Here is a 19,110-nt window from a genome sequence, read left to right on the forward strand (position 1 = left end):
TTTATTTCATGTGCCATGAATTATTCTCGTTTGCCGATGAATCGTCTGCATGACAGTATCTGGACATATAGACATCCAGAAGTCTAAATATTCAAATAATGAACTATCACGGCGGGCAATTAACCTTGCCCGCCGCTAAGGAGACACCATGCAACGTCATCAGGCCCCGTTCCGCGCAGATATCGTCGGCAGTTTTTTACGTCCGGACGCCATCAAACAGGCTCGCCAACAGCTGGCTGCAGGCGCTATTGACGCGCAGCAGCTACGGCAGATAGAAAATGAAGCTATTCGTCATCTGGTGCAGCAGCAGTGCGAGTGTGGGCTGCACGTGGTGACCGACGGTGAGTTCCGCCGCGCGTGGTGGCACTTTGATTTCTTTGACGGTTTGCAGGGCGTCGAACGCTACGATTCCGAAAAGGGTATCCAGTTCAACGGGGTACAAACCAAAGCGCACGGGGTACGCGTCACCGGTAAACTGGCCTTTGGCGATCACCCGATGCTGGAGGATTTTCGCTATCTGAAGAGCATCAGCGGCAGCGCGCAGCCGAAAATGACCATCCCCAGCCCAAGCGTTTTACACTTCCGCGGCGGGCGCAAAGATATTGACGCGACGGTTTATCCGGACCTCGCTGACTATTTCGACGATCTGGCGACCACCTGGCGCGATGCCATCCGCGCCTTCTACGATGCGGGCTGCCGCTATTTACAGCTTGATGACACCGTCTGGGCCTATCTGTGCTCCGATGAACAGCGCCAGCAGATACGCGATCGCGGCGAAGATCCCGATGAGCTGGCGCGCATCTATGCCCGCGTGCTGAATCAGGCCCTCGAGGGAAAACCGCAGGATCTGACCGTTGGTCTGCACGTATGCCGCGGTAACTTCCGTTCAACCTGGATATCCGAGGGCGGGTACGAGCCGGTTGCCGAAGTGCTGTTCGGTGGAGTGAACATCGATGCCTTCTTCCTGGAGTACGATAACGACCGTTCCGGCGACTTCGCGCCGCTGCGCTTTATCCGCCCTGGCCATCAGCAGGTGGTGCTGGGCCTGATCACCACTAAAAATGGCGAGCTGGAAAACCCGGAAGGCGTGAAGGCGCGTTTGCGGGAGGCGGCGCAGTACGTCCCGCTGGAGCAAATTTGCCTTAGCCCGCAATGCGGTTTTGCCTCTACCGAAGAGGGGAACTCGCTGACGGAAGCCCAGCAGTGGGACAAGGTCCGTCTGGTCACCGGTATCGCCGCTCAGGTCTGGTAACGCTTTTATAGCGCAGCGTTGCACTATTTTAAGGCAACGCTGCCCGTCGCTTCGCTTTTCCCGTCTGGTTCATCACGCTTTCACGCCCCTGCAAAAGCTGGCATTGTTTTTGCCTTATCACTTCCGGTTAGTCGTTAATTCATTTTTGTTTTTGCGCTATTCAGGAGTGACACACATGCAGCGTCGAACACTATTAAAAGCTTTTGCTCTCTCCGCCTCTGTTATCAGCATGGGCTTCTCCTTGCAGGTATACGCCGCCGACACCATCAAAGTCGGGATTATGCATTCGCTCTCAGGGACGATGGCGATTTCCGAAACCCCGCTTAAAGAGGTCGCCCTGATGGCGATCGACGACATTAACGCCAAAGGGGGCGTGCTGGGTAAAAAGCTGGAGCCGGTGGTCGTTGACCCGGCCTCAAACTGGCCGCTGTTTGCGGAAAAGGCGCGTCAGCTGCTTACGCAGGATAAGGTCGCGGCGGTGTTCGGCTGCTGGACCTCGGTGTCGCGCAAATCGGTTCTGCCGGTATTTGAAGAGCTGAACGGCCTGCTTTTCTACCCGGTACAGTATGAAGGCGAGGAGATGTCGCCGAACGTCTTCTACACCGGCGCAGCGCCAAATCAGCAGGCTATCCCGGCGGTGGAATATCTGCTGAGCGAAGACGGCGGCGGGGCGAAGCGCTTCTTCCTGCTGGGTACCGACTACGTTTATCCGCGCACCACCAACAAAATTCTCCGCGCGTTCCTGCACGCCAAAGGCATTCAGGATAAAGACATCGAAGAGGTCTATACCCCGTTCGGCTATAGCGATTACCAGACCATCGTCGCCAACATTAAGAAGTTTTCCGCCGGCGGTAAAACGGCGGTGGTTTCCACGATCAACGGTGATTCCAACGTTCCGTTCTATAAAGAGCTGGCTAACCAGGGGCTAAAAGCGACCGATGTTCCGGTAGTGGCCTTCTCGGTGGGTGAAGAGGAGCTGCGCGGGATTGATACCAAACCGCTGGTGGGCAATCTCGCGGCGTGGAACTACTTCGAATCCGTGGATAACCCTACCAACAAACAGTTTGTCGCCGATTATCGCGCCTGGGCCAAAGCGCATAAGCTGCCGAACGCGGATAGTGTGGTCACCAACGATCCGATGGAAGCAACCTGGGTCGGTCTGCATATGTGGGCCCAGGCGGTAACCAAAGCGGGGACCACCGATGTCGATAAAGTTCGGGAAGCCATGGCCGGTCAGACCTTTAAAGCGCCGTCGGGCTTCACCCTGACGATGGATGCGACCAACCATCACCTGCATAAACCGGTCATGATCGGTGAAATCGAAAGCAACGGCCAGTTTAACGTGGTCTGGCAGACTGAAGCACCCGTTCGCGCCCAGCCGTGGAGCCCGTGGATCGCCGGAAACGACAAAAAACCGGATCACCCGGTAAAAAGCGCCAGTAACTAAACGTTGAACCCCGGCGCTAAGCCGGGGTGACGGATTCTGTCGTTCGGGCACGGCCCGATTTCCCGGGTAAGGAGGACCACCATGAACCCATTGCGCCTTATGAGTTATTTTGCGCTGCTGCTGGTATTGATGCCGTGGCGGGCGCAGGCAGCCGACGCCGACGATTTCGTGGCAGCCACCCGCAGCCAACAGGCGCTGCTGCTTGAGCAGTGGGCCGTCGCGCCTGCAGCGCCGCGTTTACCGCTGCTAAGGGCGCTGAAAAGCGAGACATTACAATCGGATAGTCGCGGTCATGCGTTCAGCAAGCAGGGTGATAAGCTACTGGCATTGGGCGCGGTTGCGGCTCCCGAAGGAACAATAAAACCGGTACGCCTGACCAATCGTCTGCGTAACCTCGCGGCAGGGGCGCTGGCCACGCATCAGCTGGTCAGTGACAACGTCACGGAAAGGGCCTCTGCGGCAAAAACCCTCCAGCGCGAAGCGACGCCAGAAATGGCGGTCCTGTTACAGCAGCGCCTGACGGCGGAAACCGACGGCGCGGTCAAATCGCTGCTGGAAATTGCGCTTGCTCGTCTGCAGCTAACCAGTCCGCAGCCTGCGCAGAGGCTGGCGGCCATTGAACGGCTCGGTCACTCAGGCGACCCGGAAACCCAGGCGCTGCTGACGCCTTATACCGACGCCCGGCATGAGCCAGACCCGGCGATCCGCGCGGCGGCGCAGGAGAGCCTGAGCAAAATCCAGCACCGCCTGCTGCTGGGCGATCTGCTCGGACAGGCGTTTATGGGCCTCTCCCTCGGCTCTGTCCTGCTGCTCGCCGCGCTCGGCCTGGCGATCACCTACGGACTGCTGGGGGTCATCAACATGGCCCACGGCGAAATGCTGATGATTGGCGCCTACAGCTGCTGGCTGGTTCAGCAGGCGCTGGCGCAACTGGCCCCGCAGTGGCTGGCCTTCTATCCGCTGATTGCGCTGCCGGTGGCGTTCCTGATTGCCGGCGGGATCGGCATGGCGCTGGAGCGCACCGTGATCCGTCATCTCTACGGTCGCCCGCTGGAGACGCTGCTGGCCACCTGGGGGATCAGCCTGATGCTGATCCAGCTGGTGCGGATGCTGTTTGGCGCGCAGAACGTCGAGGTCGCCAATCCGGCGTGGCTTTCCGGCGGCGTGCAGGTTCTGCCGAATCTTATCCTGCCGTGGAACCGTCTGGCGGTACTGGCCTTTGTGCTGCTGGTGCTGCTTTTCACCTGGTTGACGCTGAACAAAACCCGCCTGGGGATGAACGTGCGGGCGGTGACGCAGAACCGCGCGATGGCGGCCTGCTGCGGCGTCCCTACCGGCCGGGTCGATATGCTGGCGTTTGGTCTCGGCTCCGGTATTGCCGGACTGGGCGGCGTTGCGCTATCGCAGCTCGGCAACGTCGGGCCAGAGCTGGGCCAGGGCTACATTATCGACTCCTTCCTCGTGGTGGTGCTCGGCGGCGTCGGTCAACTGGCCGGCAGCGTGGCGGCGGCGTTTGGTCTTGGCATCTTTAACAAAATCCTTGAGCCGCAAATGGGGGCCGTGCTGGGCAAAATCCTGATACTGGTACTGATTATCCTGTTTATCCAGAAACGTCCTCAGGGACTGTTCGCCCTCAAAGGGAGGGTTATTGACTGATGAGCCAACCTGTTACCTTAACGCTGGCGCGCAAAGCGCCGCGCCCGCTGCGGTGGATCGGCATTCTGCTGCTGTTGGGCCTGCTGAGTATGCCGTTTCTGGCGCTGCTGCCTGCTACGCATCCGCTGGCGGTTTCCGCCTGGCTGCTGACGCTGACCGGTAAGATCCTCTGCTACGCTATTGTCGCTGTCGCGCTGGATTTAGTCTGGGGCTATGCCGGGATGCTCTCGCTTGGCCATGGGATCTTTTTTGCCCTCGGCGGCTACGCCATGGGCATGTATCTGATGCGCCAGGCGGCGGGCGACGGACTACCGGCCTTTATGTCGTTTTTATCGTGGAGCGAGCTGCCGTGGTTCTGGTGGGGCACCCAGCATTTTGCCTGGGCGATGCTGCTGGTGGTGCTGGTGCCCGGTCTGCTGGCGCTGGTGTTTGGCTGGTTTGCCTTTCGCTCGAAAATCAAAGGCGTCTATTTTTCGATCATGACCCAGGCGCTGACCTACGCCGGAATGCTGCTTTTTTTCCGCAACGAAACCGGCTTTGGCGGTAATAACGGCTTTACCGGCTTTACCACGCTGCTCGGTTTCCCCGTCACCGCCATTGGTACCCGGGCAGCGCTGTTTATGGCGACGGTGCTGCTGCTGTTGCTCACTCTGTGGATTGGCTATTTGCTGGCGCAAAGCAAATTTGGCCGCGTGCTGACGGCGGTGCGCGATGCTGAAAACCGCCTGATGTTCTGCGGCTACGACCCGCGCGGATTTAAGCTGCTGGTCTGGACGCTTTCTGCCGTGCTGTGCGGCCTTGCGGGGGCGCTGTACGTGCCGCAGGTCGGGATCATCAACCCCAGCGAAATGTCGCCAACCAACTCTATCGAGGCGGCCATCTGGGTGGCGCTGGGCGGTCGTGGAACCCTAATCGGCCCGGTACTTGGCGCAGGGCTGGTCAACGGCGCGAAGAGCTACTTTACCATGGCGATGCCGGAGTACTGGCAGCTGTTTCTGGGGCTGATTTTTATTATCGTGACGTTGTTTTTACCGCGTGGCGTTATCGGCCTGCTGCGTAAAGGAGATCGCTGATGCAACCGGATGAAGAGCTCTTTACCCGCCAGCTGCCGACGGACCGCTTTCGTGAGCAGACCGATCCGGTGCTGCAGCTGGAAAAGATTAACGTCAACTTTGACGGTTTTCAGGTGCTGACCGACCTGTCGCTGCAGATTGGCGTCGGCGAACTGCGCTGCGTGATTGGGCCGAACGGCGCCGGTAAAACCACCCTGATGGACATCATCACCGGCAAAACCCGGCCGCAGAGCGGCAGGGCGCTTTACGATCAGTCGGTGGACTTAACGACCCTCGATCCTATCGCCATCGCCCGGCAGGGGATCGGACGCAAGTTCCAGAAACCGACGGTCTTTGAGGCGCTGACGGTGGCAGAAAATCTCGAACTGGCAATGAAAGGCGATAAATCGGTGTGGGCCAGCCTGCGGGCGCGCCTGACCAGCGAGCAGGCCGACCGAATCAGCGAAACCCTGCGTCTGCTGCGGCTGGAGGGCGAACGCTATCGGCCGGCGGGGCTGCTGTCGCACGGGCAAAAGCAGTTTCTTGAGATCGGCATGCTGCTGGTGCAGGAGCCGCATCTGCTGCTGCTGGACGAGCCCGCAGCCGGGATGACCGATGCAGAAACGGAGTATACGGCCGAGCTGTTCCGCACCCTTGCCGGTCAGCATTCGCTGATGGTGGTTGAGCATGACATGGGCTTTGTCGAGACCATCGCCGACCGGGTGACGGTGCTGCATCAGGGACAGGTGCTGGCGGAAGGATCGCTGCGCGAGGTGCAGGCCAACGAACAGGTGATTGAAGTTTATCTCGGACGCTAAGGAGCGCGGATGCTACAGGTTAATCAACTACATCAATATTATGGCGGCAGCCATATTCTGCGCGGCGTCGATTTTGCCGCGCGTCAGGGGGAGGTCACCTGCCTGCTCGGACGCAACGGGGTGGGGAAAACCACTTTGCTGAAGTGCCTGATGGGGCTGATCCCGGCGCGCAGCGGCGAAGTGCTGTGGCAGGAGAAGAATATCACCCACCGTAAACCGCACCAGCGGGTGCAGTCGGGGATCGCCTACGTGCCCCAGGGGCGGGAGATTTTTCCGCGCCTGACGGTCGAGGAGAATCTGCTGATGGGGCTGTCCCGCTTTCCCGCCCGCGACGCGCGCGCGGTGCCGGAAGAGATTTATCAGCTGTTTCCGGTGCTGAAAAGCATGAAGCAGCGGCGCGGAGGCGATCTTTCCGGCGGGCAACAGCAGCAGCTGGCCATTGGCCGCGCGCTGGCCAGCCGCCCGCAGCTGCTGATTCTTGACGAACCGACGGAAGGTATTCAGCCGTCGGTCATCAAGGAGATTGGCGAAGTTATCCGCCAGCTGGCGAATCGCGGTGATATGGCGATCCTGCTGGTCGAGCAGTTCTACGATTTCGCCGCCGGGCTGGCGGACCGCTACCTGGTGATGTCGCGCGGGGCGATTATCCAACAGGGCAGCGGCAGCGATATGGAAGCCGAAGGCGTCCGCGGGATGGTTACCATATAGGCCTTTCCCGGATGGCGGTCTCTCCCCGGCTCGCGCTGCGCTTAGCCGGGCTACAGGTATACAGCCGTCTGCTGGCCCTTAGCCCGGGCAAGGCGGTTTGCGCCACCCCGGGGCTCATCAGAGGCCACATTAGATATGGTTTCCCGGAGGCGATGCGGCACATCTGTCCGGGCTACCGCTTGCAGACGGCGATGGGCCCGTAGCCCGGGCAAGGCGCTTTGCGCCGCCCCCGGGAGAAGCGCGCACCATCGCTCAGTAGGTTACTTTCGCAGCAGCCGCTGCAGCCGCGCCTGACGCCAGTTTTTGATCCATTCGCCAAACACAAACAGGCGTAATCCTTTTACCGCCAGCAGCGCCCCCCAGATGATCGCCACCCATGCGGACCAGTAGCTGTCCGCGCCGGTCAGCCAGTTCAGCGCCGCCAGCAGGACGCAAACCACGACCGCCACGGTCAGTGAACGGTAAAAACGGCTTTCGCGTTCGACACGCGCTTTGGCTTCCTCAATGCGTAAATCCAGCGATTCGTCATGGCCTTCCGGCGAATCGCCGCTAATCTCGGCGACGTTAACTTCAAAGACTGCCGCAAGCGCGCTAAGGGTCTCCAGACCGGGGCGGTCCCCGTTCTCAATGCGCTGAATGGTCCGCACGCTCACGCCCGCCAGCTCGGCGAGCTGCTCCTGGGACCAGGCGCGCTGTAAACGTAATTGTTTAACCTGATTGCTACTGTTCATCGTGACTCTCTCCGGGTGAAAAACCTGAGATGGAGTATTATTGAGCAGGCTGTCGGCAACCACGATCGAAACCCGACAGGGGGGCGACAGCAACCTGACAGCCGCACGGCGCCTGGGCTCAGGCGCGGGCGACCGCACTACCGTTCCACGGGCGTACGTTCATCCCACGGAAAATCATCAGCCAGGCGGCAATAATAGCGAGCATCAATATTGCAAACAGCGACCAGTGCGGCAGATGGGTCAGAATCGTCCCGGTCAGCATCGGGTTAAAAGCCGCTCCCAGCCAGCCCAGCGACTGGGCGGAAAAGTAGCTGGCCTTCATGCCCGGCGGAGCAATGTTATCGATCAGCATATATTCACCCGGCGCGTAGATCACTTCACCAAGCGTAAAGACGGCGGCAGAGAGGCCCCACAGCAGCAGGCTATTATCGGAAATAACAAAACCGCCCAGTCCGAGTACAAAACAGACCGTACCAAAGGTCATCAGCGGGCGAATATTACGCGCGGTGAGGCGACGGCCGACCGCGTACTGCAGCGCCACCACGACGGCGGCGTTGACCGGCAGTACCACGGCAACCACTTTTTCAGCAAAATCGCTGTCCGCTACCACCAGCACATACTGGGAAATACAGGAAGCGAAAGAGCCGCCGACGAATGACGCCAGCAGGCCGGAGAGCGTAAACCACAGTAGCGCACGATCGCGCAGCAGCACCGAAGGCGACCACTGGACCGCATTATCCTCAGCAATCGCGGCGCTGGTGCGCTGGACAAACAGCTGAATAAACACCAGCGGCAGCGCGGCGCAGCCCGCTGCCAGCCAGAACGGCAGGTTAATGCTGTACATCACCAGCAGAGTGCCGATCGGCGGTCCAACGGTCCAGCCAATATTAAGAAAGGTGTAGTTAAGAGAAAAAATCTGCGCCTTCTTTTCCGGCGACAGCACGTCGGCGAACCACGCTTTCAGGACGGTGGAGAATACCGAGTAGGCGCAGTTAATCAGCGCGAAGAAAAACACTACCAGCGCGACGCTATTGACCAGCGGAATAGCGATGAAACCGCCAATAAACGCCAGCACGGCGAGAGTCATATAGCGCTTTTTATCGAACTTATCGGCGAGAATGCCAAACCCCATGCTGAACAGTACCCCGACGATCAGCGCGCTCGACAGCGCATAGCCGATTTTATCCACCTCCAGCTGGTACTGCCGGGTGAGGTAGATCGTCATAAAAGGTAACGTTGCGCCGCGGCCAATCGTTAACAGCAACGACGAAGCCAGCAGCGCCGCCGTTGAGCGCCTGAGTGTCGGTATCATTTTTTCCTTGCCTGAAGTGATGTTATTTTTGTTGTCCCGATCACAAATAGCATGCTAACCGACGCTTGTATAGTTCCCATCGGTGATGAAAAGCACGCCAGCGACCTACCGAAAATAATGATCTAGGCGGCGGACGAATTATTCTGTAGTTTGATTTTGTTCACAAAAAATCCAATAACAACCGAGGCAGGGTATGACGCGAAAAGACGGGCTGCTGGCATTGCTGGTGGTGGTGGTATGGGGGCTGAATTTCGTGGTGATCAAGGTGGGGCTGCATAATATGCCGCCGCTGATGCTCGCCGGACTGCGTTTTTTGCTGGTGGCTTTCCCGGCGCTGCTCTTCGTCGCGCGGCCAAAAATTCCGCTCACTCTGCTGCTGGGCTACGGTCTGACTATTAGCTTTGGCCAGTTTGCGTTTCTGTTCTGCGCGATTAGCCTCGGTATGCCTGCCGGGCTAGCCTCGCTGGTGCTGCAGGCGCAGGCCTTTTTTACCATTATTCTTGGCGCGTTTATCTTCGGCGAGCGTTTGCAGGCGAAACAGCTGGCAGGTATCGCACTGGCGATTTTCGGCGTCCTGGTGCTGGTCGAGGCCAGCCTCGGCGGACAGCATGTTCCGCTGGTGGGCTTTATGCTGACCCTGGCGGCGGCGCTGAGCTGGGCCTGCGGCAACATCTTCAATAAAAAAATCATGTCCCATGCGAGCCGGCCGCCGATTATGTCTTTAGTCGTGTGGAGCGCGCTGATCCCGGTGCTGCCTTTTATGCTGGCCTCCTGGCTTCTCGATGGTCCGCAGATCATGGCGGCAAGCCTGCTGCATATCGATGGGGTAACGATTCTGTCGCTACTGTATCTGGCGTTTGTTGCGACGATTGTCGGCTATGGGATCTGGGGTTCGCTGCTCGGTCGCTATGAGACCTGGCGCGTAGCGCCGCTGTCGCTGCTGGTGCCGGTGGTGGGAATGGCCAGCGCCGCCTTGCTGCTCGGCGAAACGCTGAATAGCCTGCAACTGCTGGGGGCCGTGCTCATTATGGCCGGGCTGTATATCAACGTTTTCGGCCTGCGGATCGTGCGTCCTGGAATGGCGAGAGGATAAAAAAAAGCCCCGGTGACGGGGCTAAAGGGATTTTACAGGCCTTGCTGGTTGTAATAGGGTACGCCCAGTTCATCTGATTTATCACTGCCCGAAGCCATGTGATTGAAATCAAAAGGCGAATCATTATGCTCGGAAGGAATAATCATCGCATCCCGGTTGTTGTGGCGAACCGGAGTGGTGGTCTGCTCCGCATAACTCTGGCTGGAGACCAGCGCCAATAGCACGATGGCGGCGGAAGCGAATAGTTTCATGATTTCCTCAATACGTCTTTTTTGCAGGCGGTTAACAACAGTTGTTCAACGGGAGCAGGTAGCGCGACTCGCCCGGCACGTTAGTAATACGATACTGGTGCGGCGGAACATCGAAATAGTTTTTGAAAGTCCGCGTCAGCGTTTGCTGCGACTCAAAGCCATAGCGCTCGGCCAGGTATAAGATAGGCTCGTTGCTCTGCTTCAGCTTCTGCGCAATCTCGGTCAGCTTACGGCTGCGGATATATTGTCCCAGCGAGTGACCGGTCTCTTTCTTGAACATTCTTTGCAGGTGCCACTTGGAGTAACCTGAGCGCTCTGAAACCTTCTCCAGCGACAGGGGCGATTCCAGGTTATCCTCGATCCACGACAAAATACTATGGATAGTGATGGCGTCGTTATTGCGTCTGGACATCATCTTACCTCTTCTTATTACGACAGAACTTTTTTGAGCAGGCACTCAAGAGTGGCCACTTCATCCGTCGACAGATTTTTTGTTAGTTCCTGGTGCAATTTCTGACCCACAACCTGATGACACTGCTCACAAAGGGCTGCGCCGTCTGGCGTTAGCTGCACCAGTACGCCACGCTTGTCAGTCGGGTTGGGTAACCGTTCAATCCAGCCCTTACAGACCAGGCGGTCAAGCATGCGCGTCATGGCGCCCGGATCGACGGAAAGGACGGTTTTCAGCTCAACGGGGGTAATACACACTTCGCAACGAATGGAACAGAGCACCCGAAACTGGGTGGACGTAATATCCATCGGTGAGAGGTAGTCGTTGAGCAGGCGATCTTTTTTCTGGTTAACCATCTGGATCAAGCGTCCGAGGGGGATCATTTCGTTAAACAGGTCGCTTGTACTTTTCACGATGGTTGCCCAGGCAATGACTTAGTTGCGGGAGATATTATTGCCTAGGCAAATATAAGTCAACCTGATGAATAAGCCGATGCCACGATTTGCTAAAACGGATAGTTGTGATGCAGGTCACTCTATTTGGCGCGGTTGTCTTATGATTTATTGCATGATGGATACATTCTGCCGGGAACTCGCGCTACCCTGACAACCGACGCTATACTCGGCGCGCGTCATTTTTTGATAATCCAATATTTACAGGACTTTAACTCACTATGATGGATCTTTTTAAAGCGATAGGCCTGGGACTGGTTGTGATCCTACCGCTGGCAAACCCGCTGACTACCGTGGCGCTGTTCCTTGGCCTGGCCGGAAACATGAATAACGCCGAGCGTAACCGGCAGTCGCTGATGGCCTCGGTCTACGTGTTCGCTATCCTGATGGTCGCGTGGTACGCCGGGCAGGTGGTGATGAACACCTTTGGCATATCGATTCCCGGACTGCGTATCGCCGGGGGGCTGATTGTCGCCTTTATCGGCTTCCGGATGCTGTTTCCGCAGCAAAAGGCCCATGATTCGATGGAAGCTAAGCTCAAATCGGAAGAGCTCGAAGATGAACCGACGGCCAATATTGCCTTCGTTCCCCTGGCGATGCCGAGCACCGCAGGGCCGGGGACGATCGCGATGATTATCAGCTCGGCGTCGACGGTGAAGCACGGCGCAAACTTCCCGGAGTGGGTTGTGCTGGCGGCGCCGCCGATTACTTTTGCGCTGGTCGGCATTATTCTGTGGGGTTGCCTGCGCAGCTCCGGAGCGATTATGCGTCTGGTCGGGAAGGGCGGTATCGAGGCGATTTCCCGCCTGATGGGCTTCCTGCTGGTCTGTATGGGCGTGCAATTCATCATCAACGGCGTGCTGGAGATTATTTCGACCTATCACGCCTGACGACTTTGCGTCGACAGGAAAAATAAAAAAGCCTGCCGTTTTACAACCGGCAGGCTTTTTTTAGTCGAACGATCAGGAGTGATGCGGCTGATGGTCGTCCAGCGAGATCGGCCAGCGGCGGAAAATCATCACCGCCCACATTAACGCGACGACGGCCGGGATCGCGCCGACATAGCCAATCGATGCCATCGACAGATGGGTACTGACCTGACTGCCCACCAGCGCGCCAGCGCCGATGCCGATATTAAAGATCCCCGAAAACAGCGACATCGCCACGTCGGTTGCATCCGGCGCCAGCGCCAGCACTTTAACCTGCATACCAAGCCCGATAATCATGATCGCCACGCCCCAGAAGACGCTCAGCAGCATCAGGTGGTTAGCGTTGTGCGAGGCGGGCAGCAGCAGTAGCAGACACGCCAGCAGCAGGCCAATCGCCGCATTGATTAATCCGGAAGCATGCAGGTTGCCGAGCTTACCAAACAGAATGCTGCCGACGATACCCGCGCCGCCCAGCGTCAGCAGCAGCACGGTCGCGAAGTTGCCGCTCAGGCCGGCGACCGTCTGAACGAACGGTTCAATATAGCTATAGGCGGTATAGTGCGCGGTCACCACAATCACCGTCAGTAAATAAATACTCAGCAGCGCAGGGCGGCGGAACAGCACCGGTAGGCTTTTCAGCGAACCTGAATGCTCGCTCGGCAGCCTGGGCAGCAGCTTGATCAGGCATACCATGGTGATCAGCGCTCCCAGGCCAATAACCAGGAAGGTGGTGCGCCAGCCAAAGTACTGCCCGACGATACGGCCGATCGGGATACCGAAAACCATCGCCAACGCGGTACCGGTAGCAATCAGGCTCAGCGCCTGCGCCCGTTTACCGGCTGGCGCCATACGAATCGCCAGCGCTGAAGTAATCGACCAGAATACCGCGTGGGCAAAAGCGATACCGATACGGCTGATCACCAGCACGTTAAAGTTCCATGCCAGGAACGACAGCACGTGGCTGGCGATAAACAGAATAAACAGGCCAACCAGCAGACGACGGCGCTCCATCTTGCTGGTCAACAGCATAAAGGGCAGCGACATCAGCGCGACGACCCAGGCGTAGATCGTCAGCATAATCCCCACCTGCGCCGTTTCCATGCCGAAGCTGTCAGCAATGTCCGACAGCAGGCCAACGGGCGCAAATTCGGTGGTATTAAAAATAAATGCCGCAATCGCAAGCGTGACTACGCGCAGCCACGCGACCTTGCGTGAAACCGTATTTGTCATCATAAGTTCAGGGCTGGTTACAAAGAGGAAAGAAGTGGCACGATCTTAAAACGATCGCTGCCTAAAACACAACCATTTTGTGATCTGAGTCTCATTTTTGTTTGAAGGAAATACCTGAACCTAACGGATTAATTTTCTTATAAAAGGTGTGCAATTATCTCGTTTATGTCATGTTATCGATAAGTAAAGAAGATGAAGGGACCGAACGATGCAGGAAATTAATTTTTATCTGGTCGATGCGTTCAGCGACCATAGCTTTGGCGGCAACGCAGCGGCAGTTTGCCCGCTCACCGAATGGCTGCCGGACGAAACGTTGCTGAAAATGGCGCAACAGCATAATCAGTCGGAGACGGCGTTTTTCGTCCGCACCGATGAAGGATACGAGCTGCGCTGGTTTACCACGCTGGATGAGATCAACCTTTGCGGCCATGCGACGCTGGCGGCATCGCACGTGATTTTTGAATATTTCGATCACCCGTCATCAACGATTGTCTTTAGCACCCGTTTTGTTGGCGAGCTTCGCGTCACGCGCAGCGGCGACTGGCTGACCCTGGATTTCCCGGCCTGGGCGACGACCGCCGTTGAGCAGCCGCCTGCGGAACTGCTGGCCGGGCTCGGACTGCGCGAAGCGCAGGAGATACGCGTGGCGCGCGATTATCTGGTGATTCTGGCCAACCGCCAGCAGGTGGAAGCCGTGCGCCCGGATATGCAGAGACTCCAGCGCCTCGGTAAAATGATCTGTATCAGCGCGGCGGATGAAGAGTATGACTTTGTCAGCCGTTTCTTCTGCCCGGGCGAGGCGGTGGCGGAAGATCCGGTGACCGGTTCGACCCACAGCATGCTGATTCCCTACTGGGGCGAAAAGCTCGGCAAAACGGAGATGCAGGCGCGGCAGGTTTCGGCCCGCGGCGGCGATCTGCGCTGCCAGTGGCGGGGCGAGCGGGTTCTGATCGGCGGTCAGGCGACGACCTATTTAATCGGCACGATTACGCTGCGTTAAGGAGGCCGGGTGACGGAAATCCCTTTTTATCTGGTGGCGGCTTTCAGCGACCAGCCTTTTGCCGGCAATCCGGCGGCGGTATGCCTGCTTAAAGAGTGGCTGCCGGATGCGCTGCTGCTTAACATGGCGCAGCAGCACAACCAGTCGGAAACCGCGTTCGTGGTGCCAGAAAGCGATGGTTTTGCGCTTCGCTGGTTTACCACCCGCAACGAGGTCAATCTCTGCGGCCACGCTACGCTTGCCAGCGCGCACGTGATATTTCATCACCTGGATTATCCTGACGCGGTCATTCACTTCGCGACCGCTTCCGGTCGCCTGACCGTGAGCCGTGAAGGCGAGTGGCTGACGCTGGATTTCCCGGCGGGAGAAACGCAGGAGGGTGAGCCGCCCGCCGCGATGCTCTCCGCGCTGGGTATTGATAGCTATCTGCACGCGCGTAAGGGACGCGCATGGCTTATCGAGCTGGCCTCTCGCGACCTGCTAGAAGCCCTGCGGCCGAATATTACCGCGATGATCCCGGGTGAGCATAAAGTTACCGTTACCGCCGCAGGCAGCGGCGAATATGACTTCGTCAGCCGCTTTTTCTCCCCGGGAGAAGCGGTGTGGGAAGATCCGGTAACCGGTTCTGCGCATACCATGTTGATTCCCTACTGGCGTGCGAAGCTGGGCAAAACCCAGATGCTGGCGCGGCAGGTTTCCGCGCGCGGCGGTGATATTCGCTGCGAGCTAAAGGGCGAGCGGGTATTAATGAGCGGCCAGGCGGTAACCTATTTAAATGGCGTAATCACGCTACGTGAAATAACGTCAGGCGAGTAAGCAAAATAAAAAGGGATCGGCAATAAACCTGCCGATCCCTTATCCATCCCCGCGTGTTGGGCAAACGTCTCCTGCGTACTCCACGAAAAACCAGAGCCACTATCGCGTCAGACCAGAACAGATTGAAAAGAAAACTACATCGGGAATATCACAATCGCGCCGACGCACAGTGCCAGAATCCGTATTAAGTACATCGGCACCGAGAATATCCAGAATTCCGGTAATTTATATTTTCCCATTCCCAGAATCATTGCCGGCATACCGTCAATCGGCATATAGCCACCGTTCCAGCCAGAAATGACCACCGCAATCGCGGCTGCGGTAGGGTTGAGGCCGAGGCTGGTACAGGCGGCGATCGCGATCGGCGCGAAGATATACACCGAGCCCATGTTCGACCCGGTAAAGGTTGAGCAGGTGCTGGTCAGTAGCGCAAAGATAAAAATAAACACGAAGGGCGATACGTTTGCGCCGAGCACGCCCGCCACCGCATCGCCGACCATTGCCGTGAAGCCCGTGCCTGCCAGCGCATCGGCGACGCCGATCACTCCGGCCATCATCAGGATAACCGGCGCGCCCATATGATCGCGAACCTCTTTGAAGTCGACGACGTTAATCATCATCACGAAAGCAGCGGCGAGACCCGGTACGACATAGGCGATGTTGCCTAACTGGTTCATCAGCATCATACCCACGACGCTGAACGCAAAGGCGCCAACGGTGCAATACTCTTTCCACGCGGGCAGCACCACGGCTTCCTCTTCGCGTACCGCCATCGCTTCCTCGGAGGCATCGGCGATCGGGTGATCGGGTAAAAAGCGATACGCAACCAGGCACCAGGCCAAAAAGGCCAGCGACATCACCAGATTGACCAGAGCAAATTTCACCATTGAAATCTCCTCGTTGAAACCGGCGGTTTGCAGTACCGTGGCGGTGACGCCAAACAGCAGCGCGACGTTAACCGGGAACAGAGGATGATTGGTGGCGAATCCCAGCGGCATCATCAGCTTTGAGGTCGGCAGCTTCTTGCTGTAGGGGATGGTCGAAACCAGTGACAGAATCAGCACGTAGTAGCCGGTTGAACCGGTACCCGCCAGGCTGGCGCCAATCATGACAATCACCAGTAGCAGCGCGTAGCTTTTATAGCTGCCTTTATTTACCAGATTAACCATCGCCGATTTTACGTTACCGATCAGCCGCGTTTTCTGCAGCGCCGCCATCACCACCATAAAGCCGGCGATCATAATGACGCTTGAGTTAACAAACCCGGCAAAGGCCTGCTGAACGTTGGAGAGCCCTGTCACAACCAATAGCAGACAGGCGAGCAGCGGCGGTGCGCCAAACGCCATTTTGTCTGACATAATAAGAACTATCATTAGCACCAGAATGCCCAGCGCCAGAATCATTTCCATTGTCATTGTTATTTCTCCTTCTTATTTACCCTTCCAGCATGTCGCTCGGCACTTTAAATACGGCTTTGCGTACCGTTGACGGCATGTCTACCGCGCACAGCGCCTGATGGGGTTCGCCTGGCAGAAATATCGCAAAATCACCGGGATACAGGGTGATGGATACCTGCAACGGGCAATCGCGGGCGATAAACAGATCCGGTTTGCGCTCTTCATCGCTATCCTGCGCGACGCAGAGCATTCCGGCGTTAATCACCTCGCAGCCCGCCAGCATCACCTGAATATCGGCCCACTGATGGTGATATTCGGTGTGCCGCTGGGCGGTCGGCTGGGTATGCGCTTCGCCGATATTGCAATACCAGCGACAGTTTTCCGGCTGCCAGCGGCCGTCCGGCCTGCCGCGCAGCGCCGCTAGCGTGGCTTGCGGAAGGGAGAGGATCTGCCGCAGCGCCGGGGGAAGCCCTGCCAGCGGCAGGGCGTTAAGGTTGCCGACGATCATCGTGCGGACTCCTTCACCCACTCGGGCGAAACGTGCACGTATTTAATCGCCTGGCGGAACCAGGTGTAGGCAATGTGCAGCGTGCCGTCCGCCCCTTGTTTGATACTCGGGTAGGAGAACTCGCGATTGCGCTTATCCAGCGAGTTATTGGTCATGCAGTAGCCGTCGCCTTCATCGAGGTTGCGCTGCCATGGCCAGGTTTTACCGCCGTCGGCGGAGATGGCTACAGTCATCGGCGCGCGCGGCGCTCCCCAGAAGGCCGAACGCCCGCTGGTCACTTCCGGCTCTTTACGGCTGTTATCGCCATCGTCGATTTCGTCGTAAAGCGATGCCCGGCGTTCCCGCGCGCCGGCGGCGCTCATGTGGTTAAAGACCAGCGCCAGTTCGCCGCTGGCGAGGGTAGTCACCTGAATAGATGAGTTGTTATTGGGCAGTTCAGTCGGTTCAGGCACTGACCAGCTTTCGCCGTTATCGACGGACTGACTGTAGTAGATATTGTCGGCCCAACGGCTGCGGAACAGCGCAACCAGCGTGCCGCCCGGCAGCGCGGTGATGTTCATATGTACGCAGCCCAGGCTTTGCGGTACTTCGACGTCGCGCCAGGTTTTGCCGCAATCGGAGGAGATTTTGACGGCGCTGATATCGTCGTTGCCAACCCATTTTTCACCCGGTTGAGTGCGGCAGTAGAAGACCGGCAGCAGCCAGTTGCCGTTGTCGAGGACGGTGATCGGCTGGCGAATAAAGGTGCCGGGCTTATCGAGCAGGGTGGCAATCTCGCCCCAGGTTTGGCCCAGATCCGTTGACTGGCGATAGCGCACGATGGCGGTATCCTGGTTGCCGGAGATCTGCGCGGTCCACAGCAGCCATAGCACGTTATCCGGCGCCAGAAACAGCACCGGGTTTTGCTCGGAACGGCTGGCGTCATCAGACAATTTGACCGCATCGCTCCACTGGCGGCTCCCGGGCAGCAGACGCGATCCCCAAACGGAAATGTCGGCAACGCCTTCCTGGGTACCGCCGAACCAGACGCACATCAGGGAGCCGTCCGGCAGCGGCAGCAGGTTTGCCGCATGGTTTTGCGGGCAGGATGACGGTAACATCGCGGTTTCGACCCGCGCGTCCTGTTCATGCTGATTAATGATTCCGTCACGAATTGCGGTTACAGACATATTCATACTCCGTTATTTTCAGTAGGGTTTTATTTGTTTAGCTGTAATGAGTCGTAAGCTTCTGCGGGCTGCGAAGCCTTAATGATTTTTTTATTACGAATAATATTGAGCGTTTCCACCGCCAGCGAAAAGAAAATGGCAAAATAGAGATAACCTTTTGCAATGTGTATCTCCAGACTATCCGCGACCAGTAATATCCCCACCAGCAACAAAAAGGTTAAAGCGAGCATTTTCATCGTTGGCGTGTTATTGACAAAATCGCCAATGGTCTTTGCCGCGAACATCATAATGCCAACAGCAATAATGACTGCCGTAATCATAATGAAAATATGTTGCGACAAACCGACTGCGGTAATAACTGAATCCAGGCTAAAGACAATATCCAGTAGCATAATCTGGACAACCGCGCCCGCCAGCGAAAGCTGACGCTGGCCGCCGCCGTGCGACTCTTCTTCCAGCTGCAGTTCACCGCGTATCTCCTGCAGTGACTTGTAAATAAGGAAACAACCACCGACAAATAAAATGATGGTGCGCACCGATACGACAAAATGCGCAATAGTAAACAGCGGCACCGTTATATGCGCCAGCCAGGCAATAGATACCAGCAATAGCACGCGCATAACCATTGCGCCGCTTAATCCCAACTTACGCGCAACATTTTGTTGATGCGGTGGCAGTTTGGCCACTACCAGCGAGAGAAAGATAATATTATCGACCCCGAGAATAATCTCCAGAAATGTGAGCGTTACCAGCGTCAACCATATTTCAGGGTCAAGCATCCATATAAACATTGAAACATCCCTTACGTTACGTAAGACGTTATATACAAAATATTAAA

20 protein-coding genes are annotated in these 19,110 nt (G+C 57.3%); 10 read left to right on the forward strand and 10 right to left on the reverse strand.

Annotated elements, in window-relative coordinates; all coding sequences use genetic code 11:
• The first annotated feature begins 148 nt into the window (after positions 1–148).
• The 6 genes from K2184_RS03255 to urtE all read left to right on the forward strand — a co-directional run bounded on the left by K2184_RS03255 (position 149) and on the right by urtE (position 6,933).
• Positions 149–1,252: a cobalamin-independent methionine synthase II family protein gene (locus K2184_RS03255; protein ID WP_024274235.1), complete on the forward strand. Its 1,104-nt coding sequence runs from the start codon at positions 149–151 to the stop codon at positions 1,250–1,252.
• Positions 1,253–1,427: 175 nt separating this feature from the next.
• Positions 1,428–2,699 (forward strand): urea ABC transporter substrate-binding protein, encoded by a 1,272-nt coding sequence (gene urtA / locus K2184_RS03260; protein WP_004102365.1) that lies wholly within the window; start codon positions 1,428–1,430, stop codon positions 2,697–2,699.
• Between the two features lie 81 nt (positions 2,700–2,780).
• Positions 2,781–4,355: an urea ABC transporter permease subunit UrtB gene (urtB, locus tag K2184_RS03265; protein ID WP_004113300.1), complete on the forward strand. Its 1,575-nt coding sequence runs from the start codon at positions 2,781–2,783 to the stop codon at positions 4,353–4,355.
• Positions 4,355–5,428, forward strand: coding sequence for an urea ABC transporter permease subunit UrtC (gene urtC / locus K2184_RS03270; RefSeq protein WP_004102363.1), 1,074 nt, complete (start codon positions 4,355–4,357; stop codon positions 5,426–5,428). The genes urtB and urtC overlap by 1 nt, the downstream gene beginning before the upstream one ends.
• Positions 5,428–6,225 (forward strand): urea ABC transporter ATP-binding protein UrtD, encoded by a 798-nt coding sequence (urtD, locus tag K2184_RS03275; RefSeq protein ID WP_049591920.1) that lies wholly within the window; start codon positions 5,428–5,430, stop codon positions 6,223–6,225. Before urtC ends, urtD begins: the two co-directional genes overlap by 1 nt.
• Positions 6,226–6,234: 9 nt before the next feature.
• A complete protein-coding gene (urtE, locus tag K2184_RS03280) occupies positions 6,235–6,933 on the forward strand; it encodes an urea ABC transporter ATP-binding subunit UrtE (RefSeq protein ID WP_004102361.1) in 699 nt (232 codons plus the stop codon).
• Positions 6,934–7,193: 260 nt separating this feature from the next.
• On the opposite strand, the gene K2184_RS03285 is transcribed toward urtE, so the two are convergent.
• Both K2184_RS03285 and ydeE read right to left on the reverse strand, forming a co-directional pair.
• Complete coding sequence (locus tag K2184_RS03285) at positions 7,194–7,664, reverse strand: helix-turn-helix domain-containing protein (protein WP_004113296.1); 471 nt, start codon at positions 7,662–7,664, stop codon at positions 7,194–7,196.
• Positions 7,665–7,782: 118 nt separating this feature from the next.
• On the reverse strand, positions 7,783–8,976 hold the full coding sequence (gene ydeE / locus K2184_RS03290) for an efflux MFS transporter YdeE (RefSeq protein WP_004102357.1): 1,194 nt from the start codon (positions 8,974–8,976) through the stop codon (positions 7,783–7,785).
• A 193-nt stretch (positions 8,977–9,169) separates the two neighbouring features.
• On the opposite strand from ydeE, the gene eamA reads away from it, so the two are divergent.
• Positions 9,170–10,069 carry an O-acetylserine/cysteine exporter gene (eamA, locus tag K2184_RS03295; protein WP_004113294.1) on the forward strand — a complete coding sequence of 300 codons (900 nt, stop codon included), beginning with the start codon at positions 9,170–9,172 and terminating at the stop codon, positions 10,067–10,069.
• Positions 10,070–10,101: 32 nt separating this feature from the next.
• Here eamA and marB read toward each other — a convergent pair whose 3' ends face one another.
• From marB to marR, 3 genes are read right to left on the reverse strand one after another with little or no spacing between them, the layout of a single operon-like run.
• Positions 10,102–10,320, reverse strand: coding sequence for a multiple antibiotic resistance protein MarB (gene marB, locus K2184_RS03300; RefSeq protein ID WP_004102353.1), 219 nt, complete (start codon positions 10,318–10,320; stop codon positions 10,102–10,104).
• A 31-nt stretch (positions 10,321–10,351) separates the two neighbouring features.
• Positions 10,352–10,732, reverse strand: a complete 381-nt coding sequence (marA, locus tag K2184_RS03305; protein WP_004102351.1) for an MDR efflux pump AcrAB transcriptional activator MarA — start codon at positions 10,730–10,732, stop codon at positions 10,352–10,354.
• Positions 10,733–10,749: 17 nt separating this feature from the next.
• Positions 10,750–11,184 carry a multiple antibiotic resistance transcriptional regulator MarR gene (gene marR / locus K2184_RS03310; RefSeq protein ID WP_004102349.1) on the reverse strand — a complete coding sequence of 145 codons (435 nt, stop codon included), beginning with the start codon at positions 11,182–11,184 and terminating at the stop codon, positions 10,750–10,752.
• Positions 11,185–11,444: 260 nt separating this feature from the next.
• On the opposite strand from marR, the gene K2184_RS03315 reads away from it, so the two are divergent.
• Entirely contained in the window at positions 11,445–12,113 is a 669-nt protein-coding gene (locus tag K2184_RS03315) for a MarC family NAAT transporter (protein WP_004102348.1), read from the forward strand.
• A 72-nt stretch (positions 12,114–12,185) separates the two neighbouring features.
• Here the strand turns inward: K2184_RS03315 and K2184_RS03320 are convergent, their stop codons facing one another.
• On the reverse strand, positions 12,186–13,385 hold the full coding sequence (locus tag K2184_RS03320) for a sugar transporter (protein ID WP_023321061.1): 1,200 nt from the start codon (positions 13,383–13,385) through the stop codon (positions 12,186–12,188).
• A gap of 205 nt (positions 13,386–13,590) precedes the next feature.
• On the opposite strand from K2184_RS03320, the gene K2184_RS03325 reads away from it, so the two are divergent.
• Positions 13,591–14,382 (forward strand): PhzF family phenazine biosynthesis protein, encoded by a 792-nt coding sequence (locus tag K2184_RS03325; protein WP_004102346.1) that lies wholly within the window; start codon positions 13,591–13,593, stop codon positions 14,380–14,382.
• Between the two features lie 9 nt (positions 14,383–14,391).
• Positions 14,392–15,198 carry a PhzF family phenazine biosynthesis protein gene (locus tag K2184_RS03330; protein WP_004113291.1) on the forward strand — a complete coding sequence of 269 codons (807 nt, stop codon included), beginning with the start codon at positions 14,392–14,394 and terminating at the stop codon, positions 15,196–15,198.
• A 134-nt stretch (positions 15,199–15,332) separates the two neighbouring features.
• Here K2184_RS03330 and K2184_RS03335 read toward each other — a convergent pair whose 3' ends face one another.
• From K2184_RS03335 to K2184_RS03350, 4 genes are read right to left on the reverse strand one after another with little or no spacing between them, the layout of a single operon-like run.
• Positions 15,333–16,613 (reverse strand): SLC13 family permease, encoded by a 1,281-nt coding sequence (locus K2184_RS03335; protein ID WP_004113290.1) that lies wholly within the window; start codon positions 16,611–16,613, stop codon positions 15,333–15,335.
• 19 nt (positions 16,614–16,632) lie between these two features.
• Complete coding sequence (locus K2184_RS03340; protein WP_032728315.1) at positions 16,633–17,103, reverse strand: YhcH/YjgK/YiaL family protein; 471 nt, start codon at positions 17,101–17,103, stop codon at positions 16,633–16,635.
• Positions 17,100–18,272, reverse strand: a complete 1,173-nt coding sequence (locus K2184_RS03345; RefSeq protein WP_032728314.1) for a sialidase family protein — start codon at positions 18,270–18,272, stop codon at positions 17,100–17,102. The genes K2184_RS03340 and K2184_RS03345 overlap by 4 nt, the downstream gene beginning before the upstream one ends.
• Positions 18,273–18,301: 29 nt before the next feature.
• Complete coding sequence (locus K2184_RS03350) at positions 18,302–19,063, reverse strand: TerC family protein (RefSeq protein ID WP_004113287.1); 762 nt, start codon at positions 19,061–19,063, stop codon at positions 18,302–18,304.
• Positions 19,064–19,110: the final 47 nt, after the last annotated feature.

This window comes from Klebsiella sp. K5-306 (genome assembly GCF_051835185.1).
Taxonomy (GTDB): Bacteria; Pseudomonadota; Gammaproteobacteria; order Enterobacterales; family Enterobacteriaceae; genus Klebsiella; species Klebsiella oxytoca.

Coding starts and splice junctions, on each gene's coding strand:
- K2184_RS03255 (WP_024274235.1), top strand. CDS start 149: ATGCAACGTCATCAGGCCCCGTTCCGCGCAGATATCGTCGGCAGTTTT.
- urtA (WP_004102365.1), top strand. CDS start 1,428: ATGCAGCGTCGAACACTATTAAAAGCTTTTGCTCTCTCCGCCTCTGTT.
- urtB (WP_004113300.1), top strand. CDS start 2,781: ATGAACCCATTGCGCCTTATGAGTTATTTTGCGCTGCTGCTGGTATTG.
- urtC (WP_004102363.1), top strand. CDS start 4,355: ATGAGCCAACCTGTTACCTTAACGCTGGCGCGCAAAGCGCCGCGCCCG.
- urtD (WP_049591920.1), top strand. CDS start 5,428: ATGCAACCGGATGAAGAGCTCTTTACCCGCCAGCTGCCGACGGACCGC.
- urtE (WP_004102361.1), top strand. CDS start 6,235: ATGCTACAGGTTAATCAACTACATCAATATTATGGCGGCAGCCATATT.
- K2184_RS03285 (WP_004113296.1), bottom strand. CDS start 7,664: ATGAACAGTAGCAATCAGGTTAAACAATTACGTTTACAGCGCGCCTGG.
- ydeE (WP_004102357.1), bottom strand. CDS start 8,976: ATGATACCGACACTCAGGCGCTCAACGGCGGCGCTGCTGGCTTCGTCG.
- eamA (WP_004113294.1), top strand. CDS start 9,170: ATGACGCGAAAAGACGGGCTGCTGGCATTGCTGGTGGTGGTGGTATGG.
- marB (WP_004102353.1), bottom strand. CDS start 10,320: ATGAAACTATTCGCTTCCGCCGCCATCGTGCTATTGGCGCTGGTCTCC.
- marA (WP_004102351.1), bottom strand. CDS start 10,732: ATGTCCAGACGCAATAACGACGCCATCACTATCCATAGTATTTTGTCG.
- K2184_RS03315 (WP_004102348.1), top strand. CDS start 11,445: ATGATGGATCTTTTTAAAGCGATAGGCCTGGGACTGGTTGTGATCCTA.
- K2184_RS03320 (WP_023321061.1), bottom strand. CDS start 13,385: ATGATGACAAATACGGTTTCACGCAAGGTCGCGTGGCTGCGCGTAGTC.
- K2184_RS03325 (WP_004102346.1), top strand. CDS start 13,591: ATGCAGGAAATTAATTTTTATCTGGTCGATGCGTTCAGCGACCATAGC.
- K2184_RS03335 (WP_004113290.1), bottom strand. CDS start 16,613: ATGACAATGGAAATGATTCTGGCGCTGGGCATTCTGGTGCTAATGATA.
- K2184_RS03340 (WP_032728315.1), bottom strand. CDS start 17,103: ATGATCGTCGGCAACCTTAACGCCCTGCCGCTGGCAGGGCTTCCCCCG.
- K2184_RS03345 (WP_032728314.1), bottom strand. CDS start 18,272: ATGTCTGTAACCGCAATTCGTGACGGAATCATTAATCAGCATGAACAG.
- K2184_RS03350 (WP_004113287.1), bottom strand. CDS start 19,063: ATGTTTATATGGATGCTTGACCCTGAAATATGGTTGACGCTGGTAACG.